General features: G+C 64.2%; 24 protein-coding genes. 14 read left to right on the forward strand and 10 right to left on the reverse strand.

The features are described 5' to 3' along the window. Positions 1 to 19 precede the first annotated feature (19 nt). The gene (locus ACX80U_RS11825) at positions 20 to 274 is read left to right on the forward strand and encodes a hypothetical protein (protein WP_459268563.1); all 255 of its coding nucleotides are present in this window, start codon (positions 20 to 22) and stop codon (positions 272 to 274) included. 500 nt (positions 275 to 774) lie between these two features. On the opposite strand, the gene ACX80U_RS11830 is transcribed toward ACX80U_RS11825, so the two are convergent. From ACX80U_RS11830 to ACX80U_RS11840, 3 genes are all read right to left on the reverse strand, one after another. Next, entirely contained in the window at positions 775 to 927 is a 153-nt protein-coding gene (locus ACX80U_RS11830; RefSeq protein WP_459268564.1) for a hypothetical protein, read from the reverse strand. 604 nt (positions 928 to 1531) lie between these two features. After that, the gene (locus ACX80U_RS11835) at positions 1532 to 1870 is read right to left on the reverse strand and encodes a hypothetical protein (protein ID WP_459268565.1); all 339 of its coding nucleotides are present in this window, start codon (positions 1868 to 1870) and stop codon (positions 1532 to 1534) included. Positions 1871 to 2250: 380 nt separating this feature from the next. Next, positions 2251 to 2976, reverse strand: coding sequence for a helicase associated domain-containing protein (locus ACX80U_RS11840; RefSeq protein ID WP_459268566.1), 726 nt, complete (start codon positions 2974 to 2976; stop codon positions 2251 to 2253). A 363-nt stretch (positions 2977 to 3339) separates the two neighbouring features. Between ACX80U_RS11840 and ACX80U_RS11845 the strand changes: the two genes are divergently transcribed. The 7 genes from ACX80U_RS11845 (at position 3340) to ACX80U_RS11875 (ending at position 8889) form a co-directional block, all read left to right on the forward strand. Next, on the forward strand, positions 3340 to 3807 hold the full coding sequence (locus ACX80U_RS11845) for a hypothetical protein (protein ID WP_459268567.1): 468 nt from the start codon (positions 3340 to 3342) through the stop codon (positions 3805 to 3807). Positions 3808 to 4156: 349 nt separating this feature from the next. Further along, on the forward strand, positions 4157 to 5185 hold the full coding sequence (locus ACX80U_RS11850; protein WP_459268568.1) for a tyrosine-type recombinase/integrase: 1029 nt from the start codon (positions 4157 to 4159) through the stop codon (positions 5183 to 5185). Between the two features lie 77 nt (positions 5186 to 5262). After that, complete coding sequence (locus ACX80U_RS11855; RefSeq protein ID WP_459268569.1) at positions 5263 to 5607, forward strand: helix-turn-helix domain-containing protein; 345 nt, start codon at positions 5263 to 5265, stop codon at positions 5605 to 5607. A 298-nt stretch (positions 5608 to 5905) separates the two neighbouring features. Further along, positions 5906 to 6997 carry a hypothetical protein gene (locus tag ACX80U_RS11860; RefSeq protein WP_459268570.1) on the forward strand — a complete coding sequence of 364 codons (1092 nt, stop codon included), beginning with the start codon at positions 5906 to 5908 and terminating at the stop codon, positions 6995 to 6997. A 243-nt stretch (positions 6998 to 7240) separates the two neighbouring features. Continuing rightward, the gene (locus tag ACX80U_RS11865) at positions 7241 to 7999 is read left to right on the forward strand and encodes a GAF and ANTAR domain-containing protein (protein WP_459268571.1); all 759 of its coding nucleotides are present in this window, start codon (positions 7241 to 7243) and stop codon (positions 7997 to 7999) included. Positions 8000 to 8125: 126 nt separating this feature from the next. After that, positions 8126 to 8491 (forward strand): hypothetical protein, encoded by a 366-nt coding sequence (locus ACX80U_RS11870; protein WP_459268572.1) that lies wholly within the window; start codon positions 8126 to 8128, stop codon positions 8489 to 8491. A 50-nt stretch (positions 8492 to 8541) separates the two neighbouring features. Continuing rightward, the gene (locus ACX80U_RS11875) at positions 8542 to 8889 is read left to right on the forward strand and encodes a histone-like nucleoid-structuring protein Lsr2 (protein ID WP_459268573.1); all 348 of its coding nucleotides are present in this window, start codon (positions 8542 to 8544) and stop codon (positions 8887 to 8889) included. A gap of 440 nt (positions 8890 to 9329) precedes the next feature. On the opposite strand, the gene ACX80U_RS11880 is transcribed toward ACX80U_RS11875, so the two are convergent. From ACX80U_RS11880 to ACX80U_RS11910, 7 genes are all read right to left on the reverse strand, one after another. Continuing rightward, entirely contained in the window at positions 9330 to 9866 is a 537-nt protein-coding gene (locus tag ACX80U_RS11880; RefSeq protein ID WP_459268574.1) for a ParB family protein, read from the reverse strand. Next, entirely contained in the window at positions 9863 to 10690 is an 828-nt protein-coding gene (locus ACX80U_RS11885; protein ID WP_459268575.1) for a ParA family protein, read from the reverse strand. The genes ACX80U_RS11880 and ACX80U_RS11885 overlap by 4 nt, the downstream gene beginning before the upstream one ends. Positions 10691 to 12096: 1406 nt before the next feature. Then, a complete protein-coding gene (locus tag ACX80U_RS11890) occupies positions 12097 to 13920 on the reverse strand; it encodes a MarR family transcriptional regulator (RefSeq protein ID WP_459268576.1) in 1824 nt (607 codons plus the stop codon). A gap of 203 nt (positions 13921 to 14123) precedes the next feature. Beyond that, the gene (locus ACX80U_RS11895; protein WP_157940118.1) at positions 14124 to 14270 is read right to left on the reverse strand and encodes a hypothetical protein; all 147 of its coding nucleotides are present in this window, start codon (positions 14268 to 14270) and stop codon (positions 14124 to 14126) included. Between the two features lie 712 nt (positions 14271 to 14982). Continuing rightward, positions 14983 to 15291, reverse strand: coding sequence for a hypothetical protein (locus ACX80U_RS11900; RefSeq protein WP_459268577.1), 309 nt, complete (start codon positions 15289 to 15291; stop codon positions 14983 to 14985). Between the two features lie 10 nt (positions 15292 to 15301). Further along, positions 15302 to 16072 (reverse strand): hypothetical protein, encoded by a 771-nt coding sequence (locus ACX80U_RS11905; protein ID WP_459268578.1) that lies wholly within the window; start codon positions 16070 to 16072, stop codon positions 15302 to 15304. Beyond that, positions 16069 to 16797, reverse strand: coding sequence for a hypothetical protein (locus tag ACX80U_RS11910; RefSeq protein WP_459268579.1), 729 nt, complete (start codon positions 16795 to 16797; stop codon positions 16069 to 16071). Before ACX80U_RS11910 ends, ACX80U_RS11905 begins: the two co-directional genes overlap by 4 nt. Positions 16798 to 16972: 175 nt before the next feature. Here ACX80U_RS11910 and ACX80U_RS11915 point away from each other — a divergent pair, with 175 nt between their 5' ends. The 6 genes from ACX80U_RS11915 to ACX80U_RS11940 are packed head-to-tail and all read left to right on the forward strand — an operon-like array spanning position 16973 to position 22607. Next, positions 16973 to 18091, forward strand: a complete 1119-nt coding sequence (locus tag ACX80U_RS11915; protein WP_459268580.1) for a transglycosylase SLT domain-containing protein — start codon at positions 16973 to 16975, stop codon at positions 18089 to 18091. Continuing rightward, positions 18088 to 18741 carry a hypothetical protein gene (locus tag ACX80U_RS11920; RefSeq protein WP_459268581.1) on the forward strand — a complete coding sequence of 218 codons (654 nt, stop codon included), beginning with the start codon at positions 18088 to 18090 and terminating at the stop codon, positions 18739 to 18741. The genes ACX80U_RS11915 and ACX80U_RS11920 overlap by 4 nt, the downstream gene beginning before the upstream one ends. Then, positions 18738 to 20297, forward strand: coding sequence for a hypothetical protein (locus ACX80U_RS11925; protein WP_459268582.1), 1560 nt, complete (start codon positions 18738 to 18740; stop codon positions 20295 to 20297). The genes ACX80U_RS11920 and ACX80U_RS11925 overlap by 4 nt, the downstream gene beginning before the upstream one ends. Next, the gene (locus tag ACX80U_RS11930; RefSeq protein ID WP_459268583.1) at positions 20297 to 21682 is read left to right on the forward strand and encodes a MinD/ParA family ATP-binding protein; all 1386 of its coding nucleotides are present in this window, start codon (positions 20297 to 20299) and stop codon (positions 21680 to 21682) included. The genes ACX80U_RS11925 and ACX80U_RS11930 overlap by 1 nt, the downstream gene beginning before the upstream one ends. Then, positions 21679 to 22287, forward strand: coding sequence for a DUF6668 family protein (locus ACX80U_RS11935; protein ID WP_459268584.1), 609 nt, complete (start codon positions 21679 to 21681; stop codon positions 22285 to 22287). Before ACX80U_RS11930 ends, ACX80U_RS11935 begins: the two co-directional genes overlap by 4 nt. A gap of 14 nt (positions 22288 to 22301) precedes the next feature. Next, on the forward strand, positions 22302 to 22607 hold the full coding sequence (locus tag ACX80U_RS11940; RefSeq protein ID WP_459268585.1) for a hypothetical protein: 306 nt from the start codon (positions 22302 to 22304) through the stop codon (positions 22605 to 22607). Positions 22608 to 22647: the final 40 nt, after the last annotated feature.

The following is a 22647-nucleotide window of genomic DNA, read 5'->3' on the forward strand; positions in this document are numbered from 1 at the left end:
ATCAAAGGAGTGAGCACGCATGACGCGGGAACGAACCTCCGCCGAGGAGCAGCGCGTCGTTATCCTCGAGGCAACCAGCGAAATCGGCGTCGACGCTCACAGCCTCTGGAAGTACTACGCCAGCCTTGGTGGTGGTAGAGACGCGGGCGAGATCGACGCGTACCTGCACGGACTCATCCCCTTACCGACTAGGGACCAGGCCATTCTTACCCAATCCGCGTGGGAGATGAGCCTGAACTTCTATCCGCCCGGGCATGCCTCCATCCACGCCTGAACCACCGACCGCACGCATCAGCTGACCTAGAGGCTCGGCGGCCACTTCGGAGGGCGAGACGAAATTCGAGCGTTCAGCAGCTCACCATGAGTTTCGAAGGGCCTGGGCTTAGACCTGCCCTCGCTGGCACGAAAATGGTTCAGCACACGACTGAGGATGCTTGAGCCTCGCAGAGCTTTCGCTCGTTTGACGGCCACGTTCGCACGCTGCCTGCTTTAGCACGTTCGAGGATCTTCATGACGTGAGGTTTCCCCGTAGCCCACAACGAAGCCCAATGGATTTACTGGAAGTAGCAGCTCCATCTGTCTAGCAGTGGGCAGAAGGCGCTCGGGGGCGGCAGGAACGCTGTGCAACGCACGTGTCCTGCCGCCCCGCCTCACGACTAGGAGCCAGGACTCAGGACAGCGACTGTTCTTGTACCCGGTTAGCTGGTGCGGATCAGCACCATCGGCTCAGGCTGCACTTATTGTGCCCAGACGGTCCTGGACTCATCCGCGCCGTCACGCCTTGTGGGCGTGGTCGGGGCAGTAGTAGCGGCCGACGTCGACGGTGATCGTCCGGTACAGCCACCCCTTGGGTAAGGGCTGGCCCTCGTCGATCAGCTTCGTGGTCGCGCGGCAGATACAGCACTGTGCCAGCGCCGGAATCATCATCAGGCAATCCTCTCCACCCCGTAGCTAGCTGGGGAGCGCTCTCACCGAGTACAACTATCGGTGAAGGCCCTGGTCGCCTACGTGTTTTCCCCCATTCACGCAGTCCGCCGGGGCTTTCCTCTATTCTTCCTCGAACGCTTCTGGCGGTGGTGGCGGCTTGATGTCGCCGCGCCATCCATCTAGCTCGCCTCATTTGTACCTCTGGATATGTCCTGCCAGCCCTCCGGCATCCGCAGCTGCACAGCTCCGCAGCTGCACAGCTGCGCAGCGGGCAGCGGGCAGCGGGCAGCGGGCAGCAAATGATGTGCGCGGGCTAGTTCCTGCTGCCCGTCCGCCCCAGTGCCGAGTACCAGGCCGGACGATGATTATGCGTACCGGCCCTAGTTTCTGCATGGCAGAGGCGGCAGATAACTTTCCGGATAGAAGCAGCCGGTGTGCCGTGCCACACCTAGGCACACTGAACGCCGGCTGCTTTCCTCCTTGCCAGAACCTGTGGCATAGCTTCACACCCACTTCTATACCGCCGCTACCTAGGCCATCGAGCTACCTTCTGGCGGGTTCCGCAGTGGAAACAACATCGAATCCGGCGCTGGCGAGGAGGCCGTTAGTAGCCTCCGTGGGGCCAATCGAAGCGTGCACGCGCTTCCTGCACAGGGAGCCGAAGGATTCGTGCGATATCGTGCCAGCTGGCGCCCTGGTCGCGGGCCAGCTGCGCTGCGGCTGTCAATTCCCGCTCGGCGCGCACGGACTGCTCCTGCCGGTTTTCCAGCAGGGCCTTCCAGTCCTCGATGAGCCACCCACGGCGGACCAGATCGTCATCGCTGGAGAGCTCGAAACAGTCTCCAAGAAGCCGGTAGGAGTGAAGCCGCTTCGAGGCCTCGTCCGGTGTGAGGCCGTCGAATCCACTGGGGTCATCCGGTCCCGCATAGGGCGGTCTCCTCATAGGATCCCCTCCTCGACCGTCGAACCGGTGGGAAATCACCCACCCGGGCGTGGAACTGCAGGGAAGGTCCCGGATGCCGGCGTCTTCGTCCCCTTCAGGCAGCCCGCCGGGGCCCTCACTCCTACCTGGAGTCCATGGTCTCGCACTTCTGAATGATCTGGCCCTGGCGAGAAACACATTTACGCGACTTTTGGACCCCTGTGCGCGGTACCAGGTTTGTCCACGCTGTGCTGCTTGTCCTGCGCAGACCCGGCCGCCAGGACATCAGCCTGGGAACCACACCTAGCTTCGTCCTCCGTCCGTCACCGGTCTGGCTTGCGCATCTTGAGTGCGCGGTGCCCATGATGAGGCTTTCCAGGGAGGCGGGGAGAGTGGGGTGACTAGGGGACAGCATTCCCGGTAGCAGGGCTTTGCTGCCGGCTCATGGCGGGCGCATGCCAGCCGGGCATCACCCGGTTCAGGTTTTCCTGTCGGTCAGCGCGGAGCCGGCCCTTCCGCTGCCACGTGCGTTGGCGGCCCAGCCAGACCGCGAGGATCTTCTCGTCCGGGCGGCGCTGCGGATCATAGATAGGAAACCGGCCGGCCTCGTCCCGGAAGCGCCGTACCTGCTCGAGGCGCCGCGCCCACAACTCCTCCGGGTTGCCCTTGCGGACACCGCCCCACTCCCCCAGCCTGTTCAGGGCATCAATCTTGTCCTGGGCGAGCCGGCCGGCGTCGTGGTTCCGGCGTTGGTTTTCCAACCACCGGTACAGCACCCGGGCCTCCGCGCTGTCGTTCTGCGCCGGCACCCCACCCACCCTGTCCACGTAGGCGCTGATGTGGGCGTAGTGCTCCCACCAGACCTGCTCCCGGCTCCTCCGGAAGCGGCGCCGGCTGCTGCTGGGCGCGGGTTGGTCGTGGAGCACCCAGCACCGGCCGAACCACCCCGGATCCCGGCCAACCTGCCGGTCGATGGCCCGGTGCACGCGGCGGACGTCGACCCTGCACCATGCGGCGATCACCGCCGGCGGTACCCCGCGGGTGTACATCAGCAGCCATTCCTGCCGGTTCTCACACGCCCCCGGCGGGTACTCATCCTCGGCCAGGACCAGGTCATCAAAACGCATGACGTGTCTCGCTCACCCCGTAGGCCACCGCTACTCCCCCCAACCCCAGACCATCCCCCAGCCAGCGTTGCACGGCGTCCGGCCTTCAGGAGGGATCACGCCGAACCGGACGTGCCCCTCCTTCGTCGGACCCGGGCGGTGTGCGGTGCATGGTGTTGAGAGTAACCACCGTCCGCGACGTGCGTCGCGGGCAGCCCACCAACAGGTGGACGGCTTTGAGCTCATTCCTTCGGGCTCCACCCGCCCACAGGTGGATGACCCGCAGCCCCCACCCTCGTCCGCTTGCCCGGCTTCCTAAATAATCGAACCTGTGTTCTATTTTAAAGCTGCACAAGAACCACCAGGGGTAAGGAGAAGCAGCCGATGACAGCGCAACCAGTGGACACCACACCACCCACAGAACCAGCCCAACAAGCAACCCAGGACACTGCACGCGAGGGCAAACGGGCAGGTGCGTGGCATGTCCTGGACGAGCCGGCGGCCGTCCGGTTCCTGCCCTCCGGGACACCCCTGGCGCTGCGCTGGCGAGGCAGTATCGGGCAGGTCATCGGCGAACCCCTCGCCTGGTCCAGCTCCGACACCTGGCAGGAACGTGATACCACTCCCCCAGCCACCGACAACACCCACAGCAACCGTGGCAACCTAGGCGGCCTCGGCAGCGTGGACGGGCGAAGCATCCGGGGCAGTCTGGGCAGTGTTGTGACGACCCGGTTCTGGCGGTTCCGGGCCCAGACCGGGCCGGCGTCACCAGTCCTGGAGTTCGACATGAACGCCGATGCCCGGTGGGAGGACTGGCGGCTGCGCCGCGTCACCACCATTGACGGCTACTAACAGCTACTGACGACTACGGATCACCCAGACAACGCCCGACAAGGTCCGCTTCATACGGTGTGAAGAGCAGGTGGCGGGGCGAATCGCAGGGCCATGGGTCAGAACAAGAGATACGCGAAAAAGCACGAGGAATTGCGTCAGATGCGACTTCTGTGTCCTTGAAGGGCGATGAGATCCACCTGCCGGCCGCTTGCACCCCTTGCAAGGGTTGACCATCCATCCGATCTTCGCGTCTAATGCAGGATACAAGCGTTAGACGGAGGGCAAAAGGGTGGATCGACAGGCTCCGGCGGGTACGGCGTCGATCCATCTTGTGGAGGGTGTCGCGTTCCTCGATGAGGAGAGCTCGGTGTTCGAGGCGATGATCCAGGGGTGGTGCGCCCAGCAGCTCGGTGGCCGGCGACTGCAGAAGGCGACGGTGGAGAACCGCGTGCATGTGCTGCGTCAGTTCCGGGGCCATGCCGGGTCCGGCCCATGGGAGTGGACGGCCGCGGGGTTCGACGAGTGGATGATGGACCTGGTCTCGGTCCGTCACATGATGCCCTCAACCCTTCGCACCTATCAGGTCGTGATCAGGCAGTTTTGCGACTTCATCACCTCCCCCCATTACGGGTGGGCGACGCAGTGTGAGGAACGGTTCGGCACCCATCCTGTCCAGATCTGTCACGACTGGAACACCCGCCCGCATCTGCAGGACCACGAAGCCAACCCGCGCCGACGGCCCTTGACCAGGGGTGAGCTGCAGCAGCTGTTCGACCGTGCCGACGACGAAGTGCAGACACGGCTATCCGCCGGACGGAAGGGGGCCGCAGCCGCTTACCGGGACGCAACCCTACTGAAGGTCGTCTACGCCTGGGGATTACGTGCCAATGAGGCAATGATGCTCGACGTTACGGACCTGTACCGCAACCCGAAAGTCCCTTCATTCGGAGACATGGGCTTCCTACGGGTCCGGTACGGGAAAGCCTCGAGGGGATCCCCGCCGAAACCCAGGACGGTCGCAACAGTCATGCCCTGGGCGGTCGGTGTTTTGAAGGACTACCTGGACAACGTCCTGCCCCTGATGCGCTCCGGCACCACCAACGCCCTGTGGTTTTCGGAACGGTCCCGTCGGCTCGGGGTCCGTTCCCTCAGCGACAGATTCGCCCTCTACCGGGACGATCTCGGACTGGATTCCTCCCTATCACCGCACTGTCTGCGCCACAGCTATGCGACGCATCTCATCGAGGACGGCCACGACCCTCTTTTTGTCCAACGCCAGCTCGGGCACGCCTACCAGTCCACGACCGGGATCTACACGCACGTCTCCGAGGACTTCGCGAACCGGATCCTGCGCGAGGCGCTGGCGAAGATCCCGCCGCTGGCGGGCCTGACATGATCCACCGATCAGCAATAACCAGCACCCCTGCCAGTACCCGTGAGCGTGCGAGCAGATTGATCAGGAATGAGGACGAGATGACGGACATCATCGGCTATGAGTGGCGGCTGCGCGAGCAGATGGCAGCAGCGGGCCTGTTCAGCACCACCAAACTCCTGCCCTTATTGGAAAAACGAGGCATTCACCTGTCAGCCAGTCAGGTCTATCGGCTCGTCGCCGAACGCCCGGAACGGTTGAACCTACACGTCCTGGTTGCCCTGATGGACATCCTCGGATGCACTGCGGACGACCTGATCAGCAAGGTCTCCCTCGGACGCGCGGATCAGCGCAATGGAACGGATGAAAGCGACCGGGCCGACTCGGCCTCCGCCGTTATCCGTGCCCGCGGCCTACGCCCGTACCGAGCCCAGATCAGTGACTAAGCCCTCCACCAGTCTTCGCGTCGGCGAAACGACGCAATCCACGACGACCTGCGGACATCCCGGCCGGACGGCAGGAATCATTTCCAGCAACCGGTACTGCGACTATTGCTGGCGGAACTCGCCCGTGACTCGACGGCAGTGCCACCGGTGCACCACGGTCGACCACCTGAACATCAACAGGCTGTGTAAGCGGTGCAGGGCAACCGACGCCATCAACGCACTCTTCCCACCCAAGCTCACCTCTGGGCTCACGTCTGGGCCGGCACGCCAGTCGTCACACTCATCGCGGCAGGCTGCATTGGCGGACCTTCACCGTCATCTGCTGGCAGCGGACCCGCACTACGTACTGCGGCTCATTAAGGGCAAAGCCGCCTGGACCATTCTCGAGGCCGCATTGGCATCCCCGGACACTCTCACCCACGAGGACCTCGACGAGCTGGGAACACCGCGCGCGGTCTTGCAGGTACGCTCCCTACTCGTTGACCACGCGGTCCTTCCCGCACGCGATGAATACGCCCACAGGCTCCAAACCTGGACCGCCACTCAGATCGCTGCCCTCCCGCATTCCTCCGATCAGCTCGCCCTGCGCCAGTTCGTTCGCTGGCGCCAGCAACGCCGCACCCGACCAGGTCCCCTGACAAACACCACCGCAGCCAATGACAAGCGCGAACTCCGCCTCATCCTTGACCTCATCACGTACCTCAACGCCTCCAACCAAACCGTGGCTACCGCAAACCAAGATCTGGTCGACCAGTGGGTGCTCCGAACACCGAGTGAAGCATTCCGGGTCCGCCGCTTCCTACGCTGGAGTGCCAGATCCGGCACCAGCGGGCCCCTGATACCGCCACGCTTCGGCGGTGCCACCGGCTTCAACCTTGGCGGAAACATCGGAGCGAACAACGAGCAAGCCCTCCAACGCGCCCTCAGCGACGACACCCTGAACCCCAGGACGCGGCTGGCGATCGTCCTGACCATCGTCTACGGATTCCGTATTCACCGCATTGCCGCACTTCGTTTGGAGGACCTCAGCGTCAACAAAGGAACTGCCGGGGTGCACCTCGGAACCGTGCGGCTCGAGCTACCAGCAGCCACTACTCCGTGGATCACAGCGCTCCTGGCCGGAGTTCCAACAAAACGTCGCTTCGGCGGCTCGATTCACCACACCACCTGGATATATCCCGGCTACCAACACGGCGAGCACCAGCTGCCCTCCAGTCTCGCGGCGCACCTGCGAACGTATGGCGTTTCCCCCGTCACCGCCCACCAGGCAGCCACCGCGGGCATCATCACCCAGATCCCACCCGCAGTTGCAGCGCGCATCCTCGGCGTCAGCCTCACCACCGCCGCCGGCTGGCAACAACATATGAGCAGTCAGCCCAGTTACCGCTGACCGACGCCTGTTGAACCAGCCGCACTCACAATCACCTGATTTGAGCCAAAACCCCGACACAACCGGCCGTCCCTGACAAGGGGAAGCACGAACACCACCAGTTCACCCCCGGTTCGCGGGCCTCGCGTAGCCTGAATGGACTGTTCAGCAGAGGGCAGTGCACGAAAGAGTTCTTTCTGATGGTGCCCACGCAGGCCAGGTCCGCATCCTTTGGCGGAGCCCGTGACCCCCAAGGGACCCACGATGAACGATCCATTCACCCCACCCACCCCCCATGACAGCGACACCACAGGTGCTCGTAATGAAGCTCTGCGCCACCGGCTGCACGCCTCGGTCGCCGCGAGCCAGGACCTCCTGGCGTACCTCGATTCCCTCACCAGCACCGCAGTCGACGTCCTGAGCTCACACGAGCAGGAAGTGTTCTGCGGATTAACCCTCATCCAAGCCAGGAAAGCGACCACCGTCGCCAGCAGCAGTGACCGGGCGCGCGGCATGGACGAAGTCCAATACGAGTTCAACGACGGACCCTGCCTCACCGCCGCGCAGGAAGAACGCGAAATCTACGTCGGTGACATCGAGGACCTCCCCGAATCCTCGAAATACCGCGCGGCCATGGAAGACCACGGTGTCCACTCCGTCCTGGCCGTCCCGATCCTCCTCCCCACAACCTCCTACAGCGCCCTAAACCTGTACTCAACAGAACCCCAGGCCTTCAACGACGCTGCACAAACCCTGGCTCGAACATTCGCCACCCACGCGTCGGATCCCCTCAAACTCGCACTCACCGTCGCGGACCTCGCCGAGACCGGAACCGACCTCCAAGCCGCCATGGAAAGCCGCCGCACGATCGACACCGCGGCGGGAGTCCTCATGGCCCAAAACACCTGCACTCGGGACCAAGCCATCACCATCCTCCGACAGACAGCCATCACGCGGGGCCTCAAACTCCGCGACCTCGCCGACACCATCGTCACCAACACCACCGGCGAACACCCCTCCTGAACCACACCACGCGCGACCTTCACAACAGCAGACTTCAGAAACCACGGCGAATTCGCCACCCACAAATCCCGCGCCATACCGATCCACTACGCGAGGCTGATGGACGAACGGATTGAGGATTTCGTCATGCGCGAGGAGCTGATCATGCTCACCGCGGCCGAACTCGACCTCGAGAACACCCCGCCCACCGACTTCCCGGAACCACGCCGGGTGTACGCGTGGATCCGCTACCCGTCCAAAGCCATCCGGATCCAGGCCCACGCGATCGCCTACACCAGGACCGCGGTGAAGATCCGCTTCCTGGAGCCTCTCATCCAGATCCAGCGTGAGGGCTGGGTATGGCTCAATTCGGTCACACCCGTACCCAATAGCAACAACCACAGCAATCACAGCAACAAGCAGAACGCGATCGCGGCAAAAAGAAGAACAACCGCTCCAGTGAATGAAACCGGGACATTCTGCTGGCGCGGACCACATTTTTCGACACGATAGGGTGGAAGGCTGGGGATCATTGATTCATGTCGAATAACTCAGGAGTGGAAATGGCGCAGCGCGTACAGGTGCAATTGGTGGACGACCTCAATGGTGACGTCGCACAGGAAACGATCCGGTTCGGGATCGACGGCACCGACTACGAGATCGACCTGACAACGGAGAACGCAGAAAAGCTGCGCTCAACCCTGTCCGAGTACGTGGACAACGCCCGCAAAGCCAAAACCGGGCGCAGGGGCCAGGGCACACAGAAAGCCCCCACGCCCTCCTCGACAAGCCGGTCCAAGCGTGAGGACACCCAGCAGATCCGCCAGTGGGCGCAGGACAACGGCTACAACCCCAGCTCCCGCGGACGGATCACCCAATCAATCATCGACGCCTACAACCAAGCCCACTAGAAGTCACAGATCGCGGTCGATCAGCTGGCAAGGGGATAGTGCGGGACTGGATGATGTGACGGGGGATGCTAACAAGCGGTGGGCGAAAGCCGGACGCTAAGCCCTTGGCTAAGCCGATCTTGAACTGGGTGAAGCGCTGCGGATCTACTACACCCGCTACTTCCCCGCCGGCGTCACTCTCTACGCTGCTGCCTCGCCCTGGTCAGCCCGCTCCTGTTCGGCGACGAACTCACGGATTGGTGTTTTGTCCTACAGGTAGGCTCATTCCTGCTCGCAGCGATTGCAGGCTTCGCATACAGCTCCAAGCGAATTAAGCCGCGAGCCGAGCTCGGCAGAAATCTCTCTATTAAGGCGGAGCCTGAGCCGGCGCGGACGTTGTAGAAGCGGACGGAGGAGCCTGGCGGGAACGACCCTACCATGGCTTCGCTAGGCCGGGACTCCTACCGCAGCGGTCGTCCGCGCGGGATGCCGATCTCGTCGGGCGGGAACGGCTGGCCGTCGTTGTACTTCTCCTCCAGGCGTGCCACCTCGGCTTCGAGGGCGCGCGCAGCAAGGTCGGAAAGCGATCGGTGTCCCTCGAGCCGACTGGTGGGGCCGTACGCATTCCTGACGCGCTCAACGACCTCTGCCGGGATCCACACGCCCATTTTCTTTTTCTCTACCGTCGCCGTCTTCGAGGAGGGCCGAGCGGGCCCATCAAGGGCTGACGGAGCCTCCACTGCGACGGCAGGCTCGGCGGGGGCCGTGACCGCCGGCGCGAGAACTACCGGGGCTTCGGGTTGAGCGGCAACCGATTCCAGCACCGGGGGCGCAGCGGCAAGCACGGGCGGTTCCGGCGTCTCGTCGACCGCGGCCACTTCGGCGCCCATGTCTTTGACGACGCTGGACTCAGGAGCCTTCCTCAGACCCTTCTTGCTCTTCAGCTGGGCCAGCGGGTTGGCAGCCCCTCCCCTGCCCGCTGCGGGAGCCGTGCTCATTCCCCGCTTCCCTTCCAAATCTGGAGTGCGAGCTGCTCGAGGTCGGCCACGAGGACGTTGGCCACCGACCCGAAGGACCGAAGTGGCAGGCACGCGGCCTGCGCCTTCGCGAAGAGCTCGCGATCGGGCAACAGCGGGTCCAGCACGAGCTCACCAAAGTCGTCACGGACCTTGTTGATCCAATGCGTCTGGTCCATGCGGCCCTTCCGCTCCTTGTTGATCACGACGCCGACCAGGTCGATGTTCTCGTTGAGGTTTTCCTGCACCTCGGAGATCGTCGTGACGATCTCGGAGAGGCCCTCGACGGAGGACACCCGGGGCTCGGTGACGAGCAGGGCGTGGGTCGCCGCGGTGAGTGCGTTGACGGTCAACAGGCCCAGCGACGGCGGGCAGTCGATGAGGACGACGTCGTAGCTGTCGGCGACCCCCTTCAGGGAGATCCTCAGGCGGTGCTCGCGCGCCATCATGGCGTCTCGCTCGCGCGATGCAAGGTTCCGCTCCGAGGGGATGACGTCGATCGTGGGCGCCCCCTCCCCTGCCGGTTCCTTCGGCAGCCAGGCCGACCCGGCGGGGACGATGGCGTCCTCGGCCGCACCGGGGGTGATTTTCTGGTTGTTGTCCGGGTCGCCGTACAGAACGTCGTTGAGCGTGAACTCGGGACCGGTAATGCCGAGCGCCGAGGTCGTGTTGCGCTGCGGATCCGCATCGATCACCAGCACACGCTTGCCCAGCTTGTCGGAGAACGCCTCCGCGAGGCCCGTGACCAGGGTCGTCTTGCCGACGCCACCCTTCTGGTTACAGACCGCAATGATTCTCGCCGTCATGGCGTACCTTCCGTTGACTGCAGTGGAGGCCACGCCGCAGGGAGGCCAAAGGAGGGCCTTGGAATCCTCGGTGCCGGCATGGCCGAAGTTCTTCCGATCAGACTAGCGGCGTGGTGGGGCCGACGGCGGCAAGCCACGCCGGGGAAGAAATGTAACCAATGGGTACCTTGGCACCTTTTCGCCCAATGGGGACTCCGGAAGCAATGGGACCATTTACCGAGTGAAGAAATGATTCCATTTATTCCAATCCGATGGGCGGAACGTCGAGAAGAAATGGTTCCATTTTTGCCAAGGCCAACAGTGCAGGAGCCTGGCAGAAATGGAACCAATGCCGCCACTCGCTGAGTTCTCAAGCCCCCTAGGCCATCGGCAGAAATGGACCCCTTCCTGCCCGCGTAGGTTGGGAGTGCGCTCGGCACTGGGTACTGACAGCTCGAACTCACCATAAGGCGCCCCTCGATACAAATGGATCAGTCTCTTCCAGCGGGCGTAGCCATGGCAACTGCAGAAATGGAACCATTAGGTTCAGTCACACCGCCTAGCATCCTGACCGGCTTTAACGCCCTGCCGTACCCTGCACCTCCTGACCACGCTCTCTAGGTGGCAAACCCGATCGCTGCGAGCTGCACACAGCGCGCAGCTAGTGGTTCCACTTCTTCCATACTGGCCGCCGACGCTTCAGCCCCGACGTTGGAAGAAATGATCTCTTTTCTTCCATAATTAACCTCCCACCATGGAAAGAACTCGTCGGAGAACCACCAGGCGAGCGGTCACCCGATGTGGGTGAGCAGAAATAGCCCCTTTTCTTCCAGCTCCCTCCGCCGGCACACGCCAGAGCGCCTCGCGATGCGCCGCAGCGCTGGCATCGCTAGGAAGAAAATGGAACCTTTTCTACCGAGCCCCATGGGTAGAAAAGGTTCCATTACGCGGCAGGGGTCCTGTACATAATGGGACCAATTCTCCGCTGGCAGAAACGTTCCTATTGGTCACATTTCCGTCAGCTACAGCTGGAGGCGGATCCGTCGGCCGCCAGGACGGAACGGGGGACGGGCCTCGCTCCGGAGTGGGATGCCGGCATACCGGCCATCGGGCCCGAGTGTGTAATGCGGTGCCGAGCTCACCCTTCCGCTGGCGATTAGTCCAGCCAGCGGAGGGGATGTCATCACCGGATGGCAGGAAGAAACGGATTCACCATACGAAACGGTTCCATTTCATCCTGCTTGAAGACTGTGTCTGCAAATCCTGTACGACAGGGCTAGAAGTGGTCGCGGGAAGAAAAAGGGTCGCATGACGAAACGGTTCCATTAGCTCCTACGGGGCATGACGGCGCGGCTGATCGCGGTGGGGGAGCGGTGGGAAGAAATTTACCTATTGAACGAAACGGTTCCATTTCGTCCAAGGTGCTCCTATCGGAAGGCGAAAAACGCAAGCGTCACCTCATCGTCGAGCGGCTCAAACAGGTGCCAAGGATAGTCGTCACCGGGGGAGAGGAGCTGCTGCTGCGCGCTGGCGGTGTTGCCGGCGAGCCAGGCCCTCCAGGCGGCGCGTTCGGCCCGGTAGCGGGTGAGCTGACGTTCGACGGCCTCCGGGACACAGAAGTACTCGGCGAGCAGGGCGAGGCTGGTGCCTGGCACAAGGGCCCAAGACCGGGTGGGGGAGCGAACGATGAGGTTCCAGGCTGCCAGCACCTCAAGGGCCGTCGACGCGGCAGTACGACCGAGGCCAGTGGAATCGAGCAATTCGGTCGTCGATAGGGGAGTGATGGACTGCTCAAGGGCCTCGTACAGCAGCGCTGCGGGGATCCCGAGCTCCCGAAAAGCAGGCCTGAGGGCATGGATCTTGCCCTTGCGCCAGGAGATCTCGGAAGCTGCCTCCTGCAGAAGCTGCGGGACAGCGAGGGTGTAGAGATCGCCGTGGGTACCGCGTCCTGACTCGATCATCGTGATCAACGGGTCGGCTTCGCTCCGGAGGGCCTTGAGGTGGGCTGCGACAGTGGTGTGGTCGATCCCTGTGGCGACTGCCAGCGACCGCGTTCCGAACTCGATGTACCTGCTACCCGTCATGTGTGCTGCAGCCCCTAGGGCCCTCAGCAGCATCCTCTTCGCCATACCGTCCCTGCTGTCCCTGTACCGAACCTCAGCCAGAACCAGTGCATTACGCCAAGTTCGGATGAATCGGTGCTCAGAGTCGGAGCCGCGTGCGAAAGAAGCAGTAAGCCCTGCCGGCTGTGTATGTGGCTGGCTTGTGGGGGAAATACGGGCATTGTTCTTTCCGCTGGCCTGAGCGGCGAGAAACGCCTTAGCCTTCCGCCAGTCGCGCTCGAGTGCCTTGAAGCGGTGGTGGCTGCGGTAGCGGGAGAAGAACTGGGCCAGCCCGGGCCAGATGCCCTGCTTCATGCGCCGTTCGACGTCCAGCAGCCCGAGACCTGCCGCTGCAGCCGCGACGAGGACGGCCTGACGAGCTTCCGAGGGAGAGTCGTAGCGGGCGGTGTCGAAGATCCCGTGGGTGGCGATCGCCAGGGTTGTACGGGACATGCCGCGAACCGGCGTAACCGCGTCCTGATCGTCCACGTCGGTCGATGCCTCGTACTCCTGCTCGAGGCGGAGCGCGCGTACTGCGGCGATCTCGGGCGCGAGGTCTGCGACTAGCCGGGCCCAGACGGACTTGGAGTTCGGCCGGCGGGCGATGTCGTAGGCCATCGTCAGGCTCATGTCGAGCATCTGGTGTCCGCCGCGCTTGTGGGCGCTGCCGGGCGTGCGCATGCAGCCGTGCTGGAGGTTCTGGTGCGGGGACTTGTCCAGGCTGCGGTGCCGCGTGCCGAGGGCTTCGACGACCTCACGGGCCTCGTGGAAGGGTACGCGTTCCTGCAGGGGGATGTAGATGTGGCGGCCGCCGTTGGGGGAGTAGTCGGCGATCCAGCGGGCGCCCATGTCGTGGAGCCAGGCCGTAACGAGGTAGACGTCGGCGTCCACCCGGTCGGTGCCGTCCACGGAAGAGTCGAAGTCGAGGAAGATAGCGCGGCAGGTGCCGTCCTTGCCGATGATGCGAACGGCGGCCGGCTTCGACGGCAGGCCGTCGGTCAGCTCGCGCTCAAAGCGCTGGGGGTAGCTCTTACCGGCGTCCGGGGAAATGCGGACGCGGGGTTGACCAGCAAGGAGGGGTGCGAGGGCTGCCCACACCACGGCGGGGTCGTCAGAAACAGCCGCGACACGCGGCACGCCGGGGTGCATGATTTCTGGCAGCGCAGCAAGGCGCTGTTGTACGATGAACCTGTTCCTCTCAAAGGAATAGCGAAGGGACCCTTCACTGGGGTTTGTTCAAAGGGCAGGATCCGCAAGGACCCTGTAACGGCTCTTCACCCTCGCCGGCAAGCATCCGGGTGATGAGCAACATCTGTCATTGGAAGGCCCGCCTTATGCGGGCCTTCTTATGCTTAAGAGGCCATGTTGATCGGCAGGACCTCCTGGTTGTCCCTCTTAGTGAGATCCACGTGCTGGAGACGCATGGCAAGGGCAGACTCGATCATCTCCGTGATCGTGAGTCCTTCGAGCTCGGCGGCCTGATGTACTTGGTCCGCCATGCGGGCAGGGATCTTTCCACCGACGAATCGACGGTCGCCTTTGAACCGGCGACCGATCTTGCGTGGAGTAGATTCAGCCATTCCCAATCGGTCCTTTGCTCATGTGCGCTCCGATTGCCGGCCAATGCTGACTCGGTAGCACGAGGATCAATCTGTCTCTAGCTGCTCCTAGGCTCCGAGCTCGTCGCCGGTCGCCCAGTTGCGGCTAGTGAAAAACTACCAGCGCTGGGGAACGATTGCCGGGAAGCTGGCACATCGTTTTGTAAAACGATGTGCGCGTGAGCTGATCGGAGGGCGCTCCGAAGCATCGTTCGAGCTAGGCGCACGGGCCACGCCTGCCGACCTGTGGGCGAAATGCACCTAATGTCCCCATTGTTTCCGGGCTTTTTGAGGCCCGAATGAGGCCGAACATGACCCCAACTGCCCGCGATCCACAACGGTTCCATTTCAACCGTTTCTTCCTCACCATGCTGAGGATGCCCGCTATCGTTTTTCGTTAGACATCTGAAGGACATCCGCGGAGGCCAACGAACCGCGCTGGGAACAAGTTTTCGGAAGGTGTGTCGGCGTGTCGCACTGAGGGACGAGGTGTGGGTGGGGGTGTCGCGCGACACGTCCCCCTGCCTGCCGGTCGGCTGCATCTGGCTCCCTAACGATTGAAGGACTGTACCAATATGGCACAGTCCTTCAATCCACAGCAATTAGTGCCCGGCTAGCTCTTCCACGCCCACTGGATAAGCTTCGCCTTGGCGTCTTCTGCTGGGACGTCGATCGAGGTGGATCGGAAGGCTTCTCCGAACATGGTCCTGACTGACGTGGCGGTGCGGAAGTATTGGCCGTGCTTGTCGATGCGGCGGGCGGAGACGCCGAGGTACCGGGCAGTCTGCCGGCGGTTCATGCCGGCCTCGATACAGATTTTCACGGCACGGAAGATGACAGCGTAGGCGGCCTCGTTTTCCGGGTTCGCCTTGGTCAGGATCCGCTCTACAGCCATCTTGGCCTCTGGTGGTGTCTGACTCACGTTCCACTCCTCACTTGATCGACAGACCGGTGTCGAAGGTCTTGCGTGCCAGCTGGCGTGACCTGGCGAAGGCGAAAGCCCACAGTCCGAGTACGACGCAGGCCGTCGATACGTGCGTGACCAGCTCGAAAATGTAGAACGCTTCAGCCCCCGCCCGTAGTTCCAGCGGGTAGGCCAGGGCGCGTCCGATCGAGAGGATAAAGCCAACGAAGATCAACCTCGAGGCCAGTCGGCCGAAGCGCAGAGGGTTCCTGCGGCTGTCGCGGAATACCGGCAGCAGGAGGGGCGCCAGTACGTAGGCGGTGTAGGCGAGGACAATCCACTCGTTCAGTTCCACCGCGCGCTGCTCTTGGTACATCTCCAAGCGGGGTGACGCCTCGGGGGTATCTGCCACGAGGAGCGTGAAGAGCACCCCTGAGGCCGCGATTACGCCCACCAGGAGGCCGCGCTTTCCAACGATCCAGGTGGTAGCCGTCTCTGAGCCGTAGGCGACGGCGAGGTGCACGCCGAGCACCGCCACAGCGGTCATAGCGCAGCATTTGGCGATGAAGTCGGTGCCGTTGGAGATAGGTACGATGGCCTCCAGCACCTGATAGACACCCGGCAGGGAGAAGACGTAGGCGGCGGTCAGCAGCACTCCCATGAAAGCCAGCCGGCCACTGGGTCGCAGCAGTGCCCGCGCCCCTTCGGGTGTGCGCTTGGAGGTCATGCGGTGGAACGTCAAGCCACCAAGGAAGATCAGCATGAAGCTGACTGAAATGACGTAGATGCTGTCGTTCATCCGATCAGGTCCGTAAGTTTCTCCGCGTATTCGAGGGCTTCCTTGCGCTGCCGCAGGCGGCGCTGGAGGAGGTTCAGTCGTTGTTGGATGAGTTCGACCAGGTCCTCGTTCTTCATCACCATCAGGGCCGTTTCCCGGATGTCCTCGGGCCAGTCGCCCTCTTCCATGGTGATGAGTCCGACGACGACAAGCCCCGCAACCATCGACGTCCCGCTGACCCGTGCAGCAGTGACCGCCTGGATGGGGGTGAGCTTGTTCTCCGAGAGCTGGTTGAACAGATAGGTGATCGCCGTTCCCGTCTTCTCGGCCACGTCGTGCCGGACGTCGCCGGTGTCGATGGCGTCGATCCACGCGCGATGGGAACCGTCGTGGGGGAAGCCGATTTTGACCTTGTCGTTCCGGAGGAACAGGTCTTCGTGGAAGCGGTGCTGCAGCTCCACCATGAGGTCGGCGTGGTGGACCTGGCTGAGCACCTCCGCGGCCGTTGGTGTGCGCGGCCTGCTGTCGAGGTCTTCGTAGTCCTTGAAATCCGCCAATGCCGCAATGGGATCCATACCGACGCCTCGAGCCACCCCGACCACGGTCGACTCGGGGACGTTGCCGCGCCGCATCTGGTTGCCCACGGTGACGCGATGCAGTCCGGTCAGGCGACCCAGCTCGCTCGCTGATGTGGTGATGCCGCGACGTTCGAGCCATTGCTTGAAGTCAGAACCAGAAACAGCCACGGCACCTCCTTCAAGAGAGCACTAGATGGGCACGACACGCACAGGTAGCGAGGATGTCAAAAGCTAAGCTATTCTAAGAAATAAGGAATTGGTGTCATCCGTCATCCTTACCGTCTCAAATTTTACCGGGCAAGCCCTAACCAGTCTGTGCCCATCACACCCGGGGGAGGTAGCCGTGGACGAAGACGAGAAGCGTGGAGCGTCACCGCTACTGGCCCTGGTGATCCTTGCACCTCTGCTGGCTGGCCTGCCCGTCGTGGGCATCGCGGGAGCTGCAATCCTCACGCAGAAAGAGGAGAAGCCCGCTGCGTGCGTCGTCTCGGCAGTCGGCGGAACCGTCGGTAACGTCACCTCGACGCCGGCGATCCCGAACGGCTGGGGCGACCTGGTTGACGCCGCCGCGAAGACAGCGGGCCTGCCAATGAGTGTGGTGGCGGCGCAGCTCAAGCAGGAATCGGGCTGGAACGAGGGCGCACGGAGCCCTGCAGGGGCTCAGGGTGTCGCCCAGTTCATGCCCGGCACCTGGGCCATGTACGGGGAGGGCGGGGATCCGTTCTCAGCCGACGACGCCATCCCTGCCTACGGCCGCTACATGTCCGCTTTGAAAGATCAGGTGCAGCCGCTGGCCGGTGACGATGCCGACCTGCTGGTGCGACTGACCCTCGCCGCCTACAACGCTGGCCCAGGTGCTGTGCAGACGGCCAAGGGCATCCCGGCGTTCACGGAGACACAGCAGTACGTCGAGAAGATCCTTTCCTCCGGGCAGGGCGAGTTTTCCGCCGACTGCACGGCTCCGGCGGGCACGGTCGCGTGGGACGGCGACCTCGGCGACGGCGAATGGACCAACCCGCTCCCGGGCGGCGTCTTCACCTCCGGCTACGGCCACCGAAACATACCGAACCTGCCCGCCTGGGCACAGGACCACGTTGGGGTTGACCTCTCGACCCCGGGCGCCGGCACCGGCAACGGCGGACCGGTCATCGCACCGACCGACTTGCAGATCACCGGTTTCAACGACAAGGACGGGTGCGTGATCGCCAAGGAGGACGGCGACGACCCCGATTTCGGGTTCGCGTTCTGCCACCTGAACGCCTACAGCGTGGCCGTGGGGGACAGGTTGAAGCGCGGCGACGTCGTCGGCACCGAGGGCAACAAGGCCGGCCTCGGGCTGGTCGCCACGCACCTGCACTTCGAGATTTACAAGCCGGAAGCGCCGGAGGTCGTCTACCCGTACCAGGGCTGGAACCTCGACCCGGAGCCGATCCTGAAAGAGAAAGGAGCGTGGGTACGATGACCCGTCGCTCACACACCTACCCGTACCGGGCCACCGCTCTCGCGGTCTCGATGATCGCCCTGACCAGCTGCGCCATCGCCGCGCCGGCATCGGAGGACGCAGCCCCGATTTCGACTCCCGCGGAAGTCTACGAAGGCTCCTACACCTCGACCCCTGCCGAGGAGATCCTGGGCGGCAACACGTTCGCCTCCCCAGAGGATGCCGACCGTTCCGACGTCGACTCGACCGCCCGGGTCGCAGCTCTCATGCTGCATTCGTGGGACACGACGGTGGACCGCACCGAGACGGCGGCCGCGGTGCGCGCTATTCCGCTGATGAGCGAGGAGTGGGCGGCGAACCAGGTCGAGCCTGAGCGCAACGCGAGCAACGGCGAATGGTTGGAACCAGCCGAGCACGGCGCCTACAGCGTCCCCCGGGCAGTTCCCGCGATCGGTGACGCCGCACAGGACGTCGCCCCGGACAAGGCGATTCGGGTCCTCGACGTGACATGGCGCTGGGTCGCCCGTGATGAGAGGCCACTGGAGGCCGGTGGTCACCGGCAGGTGACCGTGTACCTCGAGAAGACCGACAGTCGGTGGGACGTCGTCGGGCACCAAACCCGCGACATGACCGCCGCGATGCCCGGCTTGAGGACGGGGGAGGGCAAGTGACTCCGGTAGTTCATTCCTGGCCGATCATCCGCCTCACCATCGGCGGGGGTGAAATCGTCGCGGACGCCAACGGTGACGTCCTGACCTATCCGGTGCTCGACGAGGCATCTGCAGCCGACGTCGCGGCCGATGCGGCAGCGGAAGCATGCCGCCGTCTGGGCTTGACCGCGTGCCGGGTGCAGGGACTCACCGAGGACGGCGAGGTCTACGAAATGGTCGTCGACGCCGAGCTGGGCACCCTCGAGGAACGGGAAGACACCACCACCGGCACTACCGGCGGCACCGGTGCTGGCCGCGGTTCGGGTTCAGCCCGTACTGGGTCGAAGGCTGCACGCCGTCGTACTCCTGCACGCCGGAAGGCTGTGCTGTGGGGGAGCGCGGGCGTCCTGGCGGTCACGGTGGGTTTCAGTGCCTTCTACACGCTGCAGGACAACACGGCCGAGCCGGTCGCGACGGTCTACACACCGCCTCCCGCGCAGCTACCGGTTCCGGCTCCTGCCGGGTGGGACACCTACGGTGACTGGACGACGCCGATGAGCGGCTCGACCGTTCGGGCGATCCTGGATCCCTCGGGGCAGCCGGTGAGCGTGGACGGCTCGAAGCTGATCGGCCATGACCCTCGGACGGGGGTGGAACGGTGGACGCGCACCGCACCGTTCACGGTCGCTCAACTGGCCCTGTTCACCCTCGACGGGCAATCCCGGGTCGCGGCGGCAGCCGCCCGCGAGCTGGTCCTGTTCGGCGACGGAGCGGACCCGATCCGCATCGACGTCCCCAAGGACGGAACGATCGTCCTAGACGGTGGTACGGCGCCTCGGGTGGATCTGCCGAACAAGCGGACCCTGATCGTCGGAGCCGACGGCAGTACGGCGGCGCGGGTGGTCCCGGCGGCCGCGGAACCCATCGAAGCCCTCGGTGATGACCTAGTGGCAGCCGACTCGCGCTCCGGACGGATTTGGCGGGTCACGCAGGACTCGGCAGCCCTCCCAGCCCCGGCGAGGTTGCCTGCACCGTCTGTCGGGGCGGAGCTGGTGACGGTCCTCGGATCCGTGAACGGGACGGTGGTCGCGGCGTGGAAGAACGGCGACCAAACAACGATTGGCTTCTACTCCCTAGGGAACGCGACCGATGCGACGGAGGCGACGCAGGTCGGCATCGTCGACGTCGAAGGAACCGACGTCGCCACCTCCGGTATCCAGGTGGACCGAGATAACGGCCTGCTGATGGCCGGCACCCTTCTGGTCGACGTCGACCAGAAGCAGGCCCACCGCCTGCCCGGAGCCGGAAAGCTCGCCGCCGGTTACGCCTGGGTCACCACCAACACCGAGCAGCTGCGGATCAACGCGCAGGGCGTCACCGAAACCACGACCGACGCAGCGCGCGCGGCGATACCAGACGTCATCACCGACAACGGCAAGGCGATCACCCGGGCCGGAGGATCCCCCGACGGCCTGCTGTATGCGCTCACGCAGGTCGCACCCCGACCCACAGCAACACCCACCCCGACTTCTACTCCGAGCCCCACCTCGACTGTTTCCCCGAAGGAGAACCCCTGATGAGAATGACCGCTGTCATCGACCCGGCCGGCACCCTCGAGCTTAACCTAGGAGGCGAGAAAACCACCGCCCCCTACCCCTCGGTCATGGACGCCCGCCGCTCCGTCATGAGCACCGCGACCGACCTCGCGGCCGAGACGAGCACCGCCACCGAACTGCACATCGAGGACCCATCCGGCTCACGCACGATCCTCATTCAGACCGACGGCGCCGTCACCGAGCAGGACACCGATACTGAACCGACGGAAGACGCGGCAGTCCAGCCCGCCGAAGCAGCCGAGCCGGTGGTGTCCCCGGTGACGCCAGAAGCACCGACCGTGCCGGAGGCCACGGTGGAAGCAGCACCCGTTGCCGCTCCCACTCCCGTTTCGGTTGAGACTCCGGTGATCCCCGAGACAACCGCATCGGCAGAGACGGCCTCACGGGTAATCGAGCCAACCGTGGAGCCGTTGCCGACCCGCAGGACGGCGATGCCGTCGTTCGTCGACCGGCCGGACGCTGACTCGCCGGCGCAGGTCGGTGTCCGTGGTTTGCTCAATCAGTTCGGGTTGGAGCTCGCGGCCTCGCCCGCGGAGCTGGAGCAGCGCCGGGACGAAAAGACCGTCTGGCAGCACTGGGCCGGACCGCGCACAATCACGGTCCTGAACCCCAAGGGCGGAGCAGGCAAGACGCCGACGGTGATCTGCCTGTCCGCTGTGTTCGCCCGCCTCGGCGGCTCCGGTGTCCTGGCGTGGGACAACAACAACTCGCTCGGCTCGCTCGGCTGGCGGACCTTCGACGCCGGCCACGAGGCGACGGTCGTCGACCTCCTCGAGCAGACCGACTACTTCATGACCGCCGGCGCCCGGGCAGGGGATCTGGCGTCCTACGTCCACCACCAGCCCTCGGACCAGTACGACGTACTCCGCTCCGATGATCGGTCGGGCGCGAAGAAGCGGCACGAAGTCACCGGCGACGAGGTCCACCGCCTCTACTCGGTGGCCGCAAAGTATTACCGGCTGATCCTCATGGACTCGGGCAACACCGAACGCGGGGACAACTGGGAGGCGATGATCGGGCACTCCGACCAGGTCGTCATCCCGGTCAAGTCCGTCGACGACGCCGCCGAAGGCGCGTCCCGGGTCCTGAGTGCCCTGCGGGCAGGTAACGAGCACGCGCAGTCACTGGCGGACCGCGCCGTGGTGATCGTCCTGGGCTGCACCCCATCCCACGGTCCGGCGAAGCTGAACGAGCTCGCTGAGTCCTTCCGCCCGTTCGTGAAGTCGGTCGTCACGGTGCCCTACGATCCGTCGCTGATCGAGGGCAGGATCCGGTTCTCCTCGATGCTCCCGCAGACCCGCCGCGCCTGGCTCCGGGCAGCCGCGCAGATCGCGGAGGGCCTGTGACCGTGACCTCGCAGCGCAATCCGTTCGTCAACGAGCCGGAGGTGGCACCGCAGGAAGACCCGATCGACGATGACCCGATCCTCGGGCAGCGCGAGTCACTGCGGGGCCCGCGGAACATTCAGCAGACCCTCGCCGCCGAGCCTGTCGAGGAAGAGGAACCAGCGGCGCCCGTAGCGGTGACCAGCGCGACCCTGTGGTTGGTCGGCGCCTCCGGTGGCGTCGGCACCAGCACCCTCGCGGGCCTGTGCTCGGAAAACATCGTCGATGAGTCCGAGCGGCGTCCGACCTACGCAGGTCGGGCACTGCTGGTCTGCTCGACCAGTGCGTCCTCGCTCGAGGCCGCGCAGCAGTTGGCCCGTAAGTCCGCGTCCGGGCAGCTGCCGTATGAACTGGTCGGCCTCGTGATCGTCCATGACCGGCCCAAAAACCGGCTGACGAAGCCGACCCTGGACTTCGCGCGCGGGGTTGCGCGGATGTTCCCGGTGGCCATGACGGCACCGTATGAACCCTCGTGGCGCGAGGTTGGCGTCACCCCACAAGCTTCCGGGACACGGCTGAAAAGCGTGCTCCGGAAAATCGAAAAGATCGCCCGCTCCGGGCACTGAGAAAGGGAACTTCCATGTTCGGAAACACTCTGGCAGCACACACCCTGACCACCATCAATGCGCTCACTCCGGTCCATGAAGGATCGCTCTCGGCGCAGACGTTCACCCCGACGCAGCCACCCGGCATGGAGGGTATGACCACTGTCATCGGCTGGATCCTGTGGGGCGCGGGCCTGGTCCTGTTCGTGTTCTTCATCTTCGGCCTTGTCGCGGCGGGCAGGAACCGTCGGCAGGGCAATGAGATCGAGGCACCCATCTGGCCTATGGTCGCTGCCTGCCTGCTGGGCGCTTCGGGTGCAGTGTGGACTGCAATCACCTGAGCAACAACGCCCACCCATCTGATCGAGAGAAGGACACACG

The organism is Arthrobacter sp. TmT3-37, from assembly GCF_054510835.1.

Coding starts and splice junctions, on each gene's coding strand:
- ACX80U_RS11825 (WP_459268563.1), top strand. CDS start 20: ATGACGCGGGAACGAACCTCCGCCGAGGAGCAGCGCGTCGTTATCCTC.
- ACX80U_RS11830 (WP_459268564.1), bottom strand. CDS start 927: ATGATGATTCCGGCGCTGGCACAGTGCTGTATCTGCCGCGCGACCACG.
- ACX80U_RS11835 (WP_459268565.1), bottom strand. CDS start 1,870: ATGAGGAGACCGCCCTATGCGGGACCGGATGACCCCAGTGGATTCGAC.
- ACX80U_RS11840 (WP_459268566.1), bottom strand. CDS start 2,976: ATGCGTTTTGATGACCTGGTCCTGGCCGAGGATGAGTACCCGCCGGGG.
- ACX80U_RS11845 (WP_459268567.1), top strand. CDS start 3,340: ATGACAGCGCAACCAGTGGACACCACACCACCCACAGAACCAGCCCAA.
- ACX80U_RS11855 (WP_459268569.1), top strand. CDS start 5,263: ATGACGGACATCATCGGCTATGAGTGGCGGCTGCGCGAGCAGATGGCA.
- ACX80U_RS11865 (WP_459268571.1), top strand. CDS start 7,241: ATGAACGATCCATTCACCCCACCCACCCCCCATGACAGCGACACCACA.
- ACX80U_RS11870 (WP_459268572.1), top strand. CDS start 8,126: ATGCGCGAGGAGCTGATCATGCTCACCGCGGCCGAACTCGACCTCGAG.
- ACX80U_RS11875 (WP_459268573.1), top strand. CDS start 8,542: ATGGCGCAGCGCGTACAGGTGCAATTGGTGGACGACCTCAATGGTGAC.
- ACX80U_RS11880 (WP_459268574.1), bottom strand. CDS start 9,866: ATGAGCACGGCTCCCGCAGCGGGCAGGGGAGGGGCTGCCAACCCGCTG.
- ACX80U_RS11885 (WP_459268575.1), bottom strand. CDS start 10,690: ATGACGGCGAGAATCATTGCGGTCTGTAACCAGAAGGGTGGCGTCGGC.
- ACX80U_RS11890 (WP_459268576.1), bottom strand. CDS start 13,920: ATGCACCCCGGCGTGCCGCGTGTCGCGGCTGTTTCTGACGACCCCGCC.
- ACX80U_RS11895 (WP_157940118.1), bottom strand. CDS start 14,270: ATGGCGGACCAAGTACATCAGGCCGCCGAGCTCGAAGGACTCACGATC.
- ACX80U_RS11905 (WP_459268578.1), bottom strand. CDS start 16,072: ATGAACGACAGCATCTACGTCATTTCAGTCAGCTTCATGCTGATCTTC.
- ACX80U_RS11920 (WP_459268581.1), top strand. CDS start 18,088: ATGACCCGTCGCTCACACACCTACCCGTACCGGGCCACCGCTCTCGCG.
- ACX80U_RS11930 (WP_459268583.1), top strand. CDS start 20,297: ATGAGAATGACCGCTGTCATCGACCCGGCCGGCACCCTCGAGCTTAAC.
- ACX80U_RS11940 (WP_459268585.1), top strand. CDS start 22,302: ATGTTCGGAAACACTCTGGCAGCACACACCCTGACCACCATCAATGCG.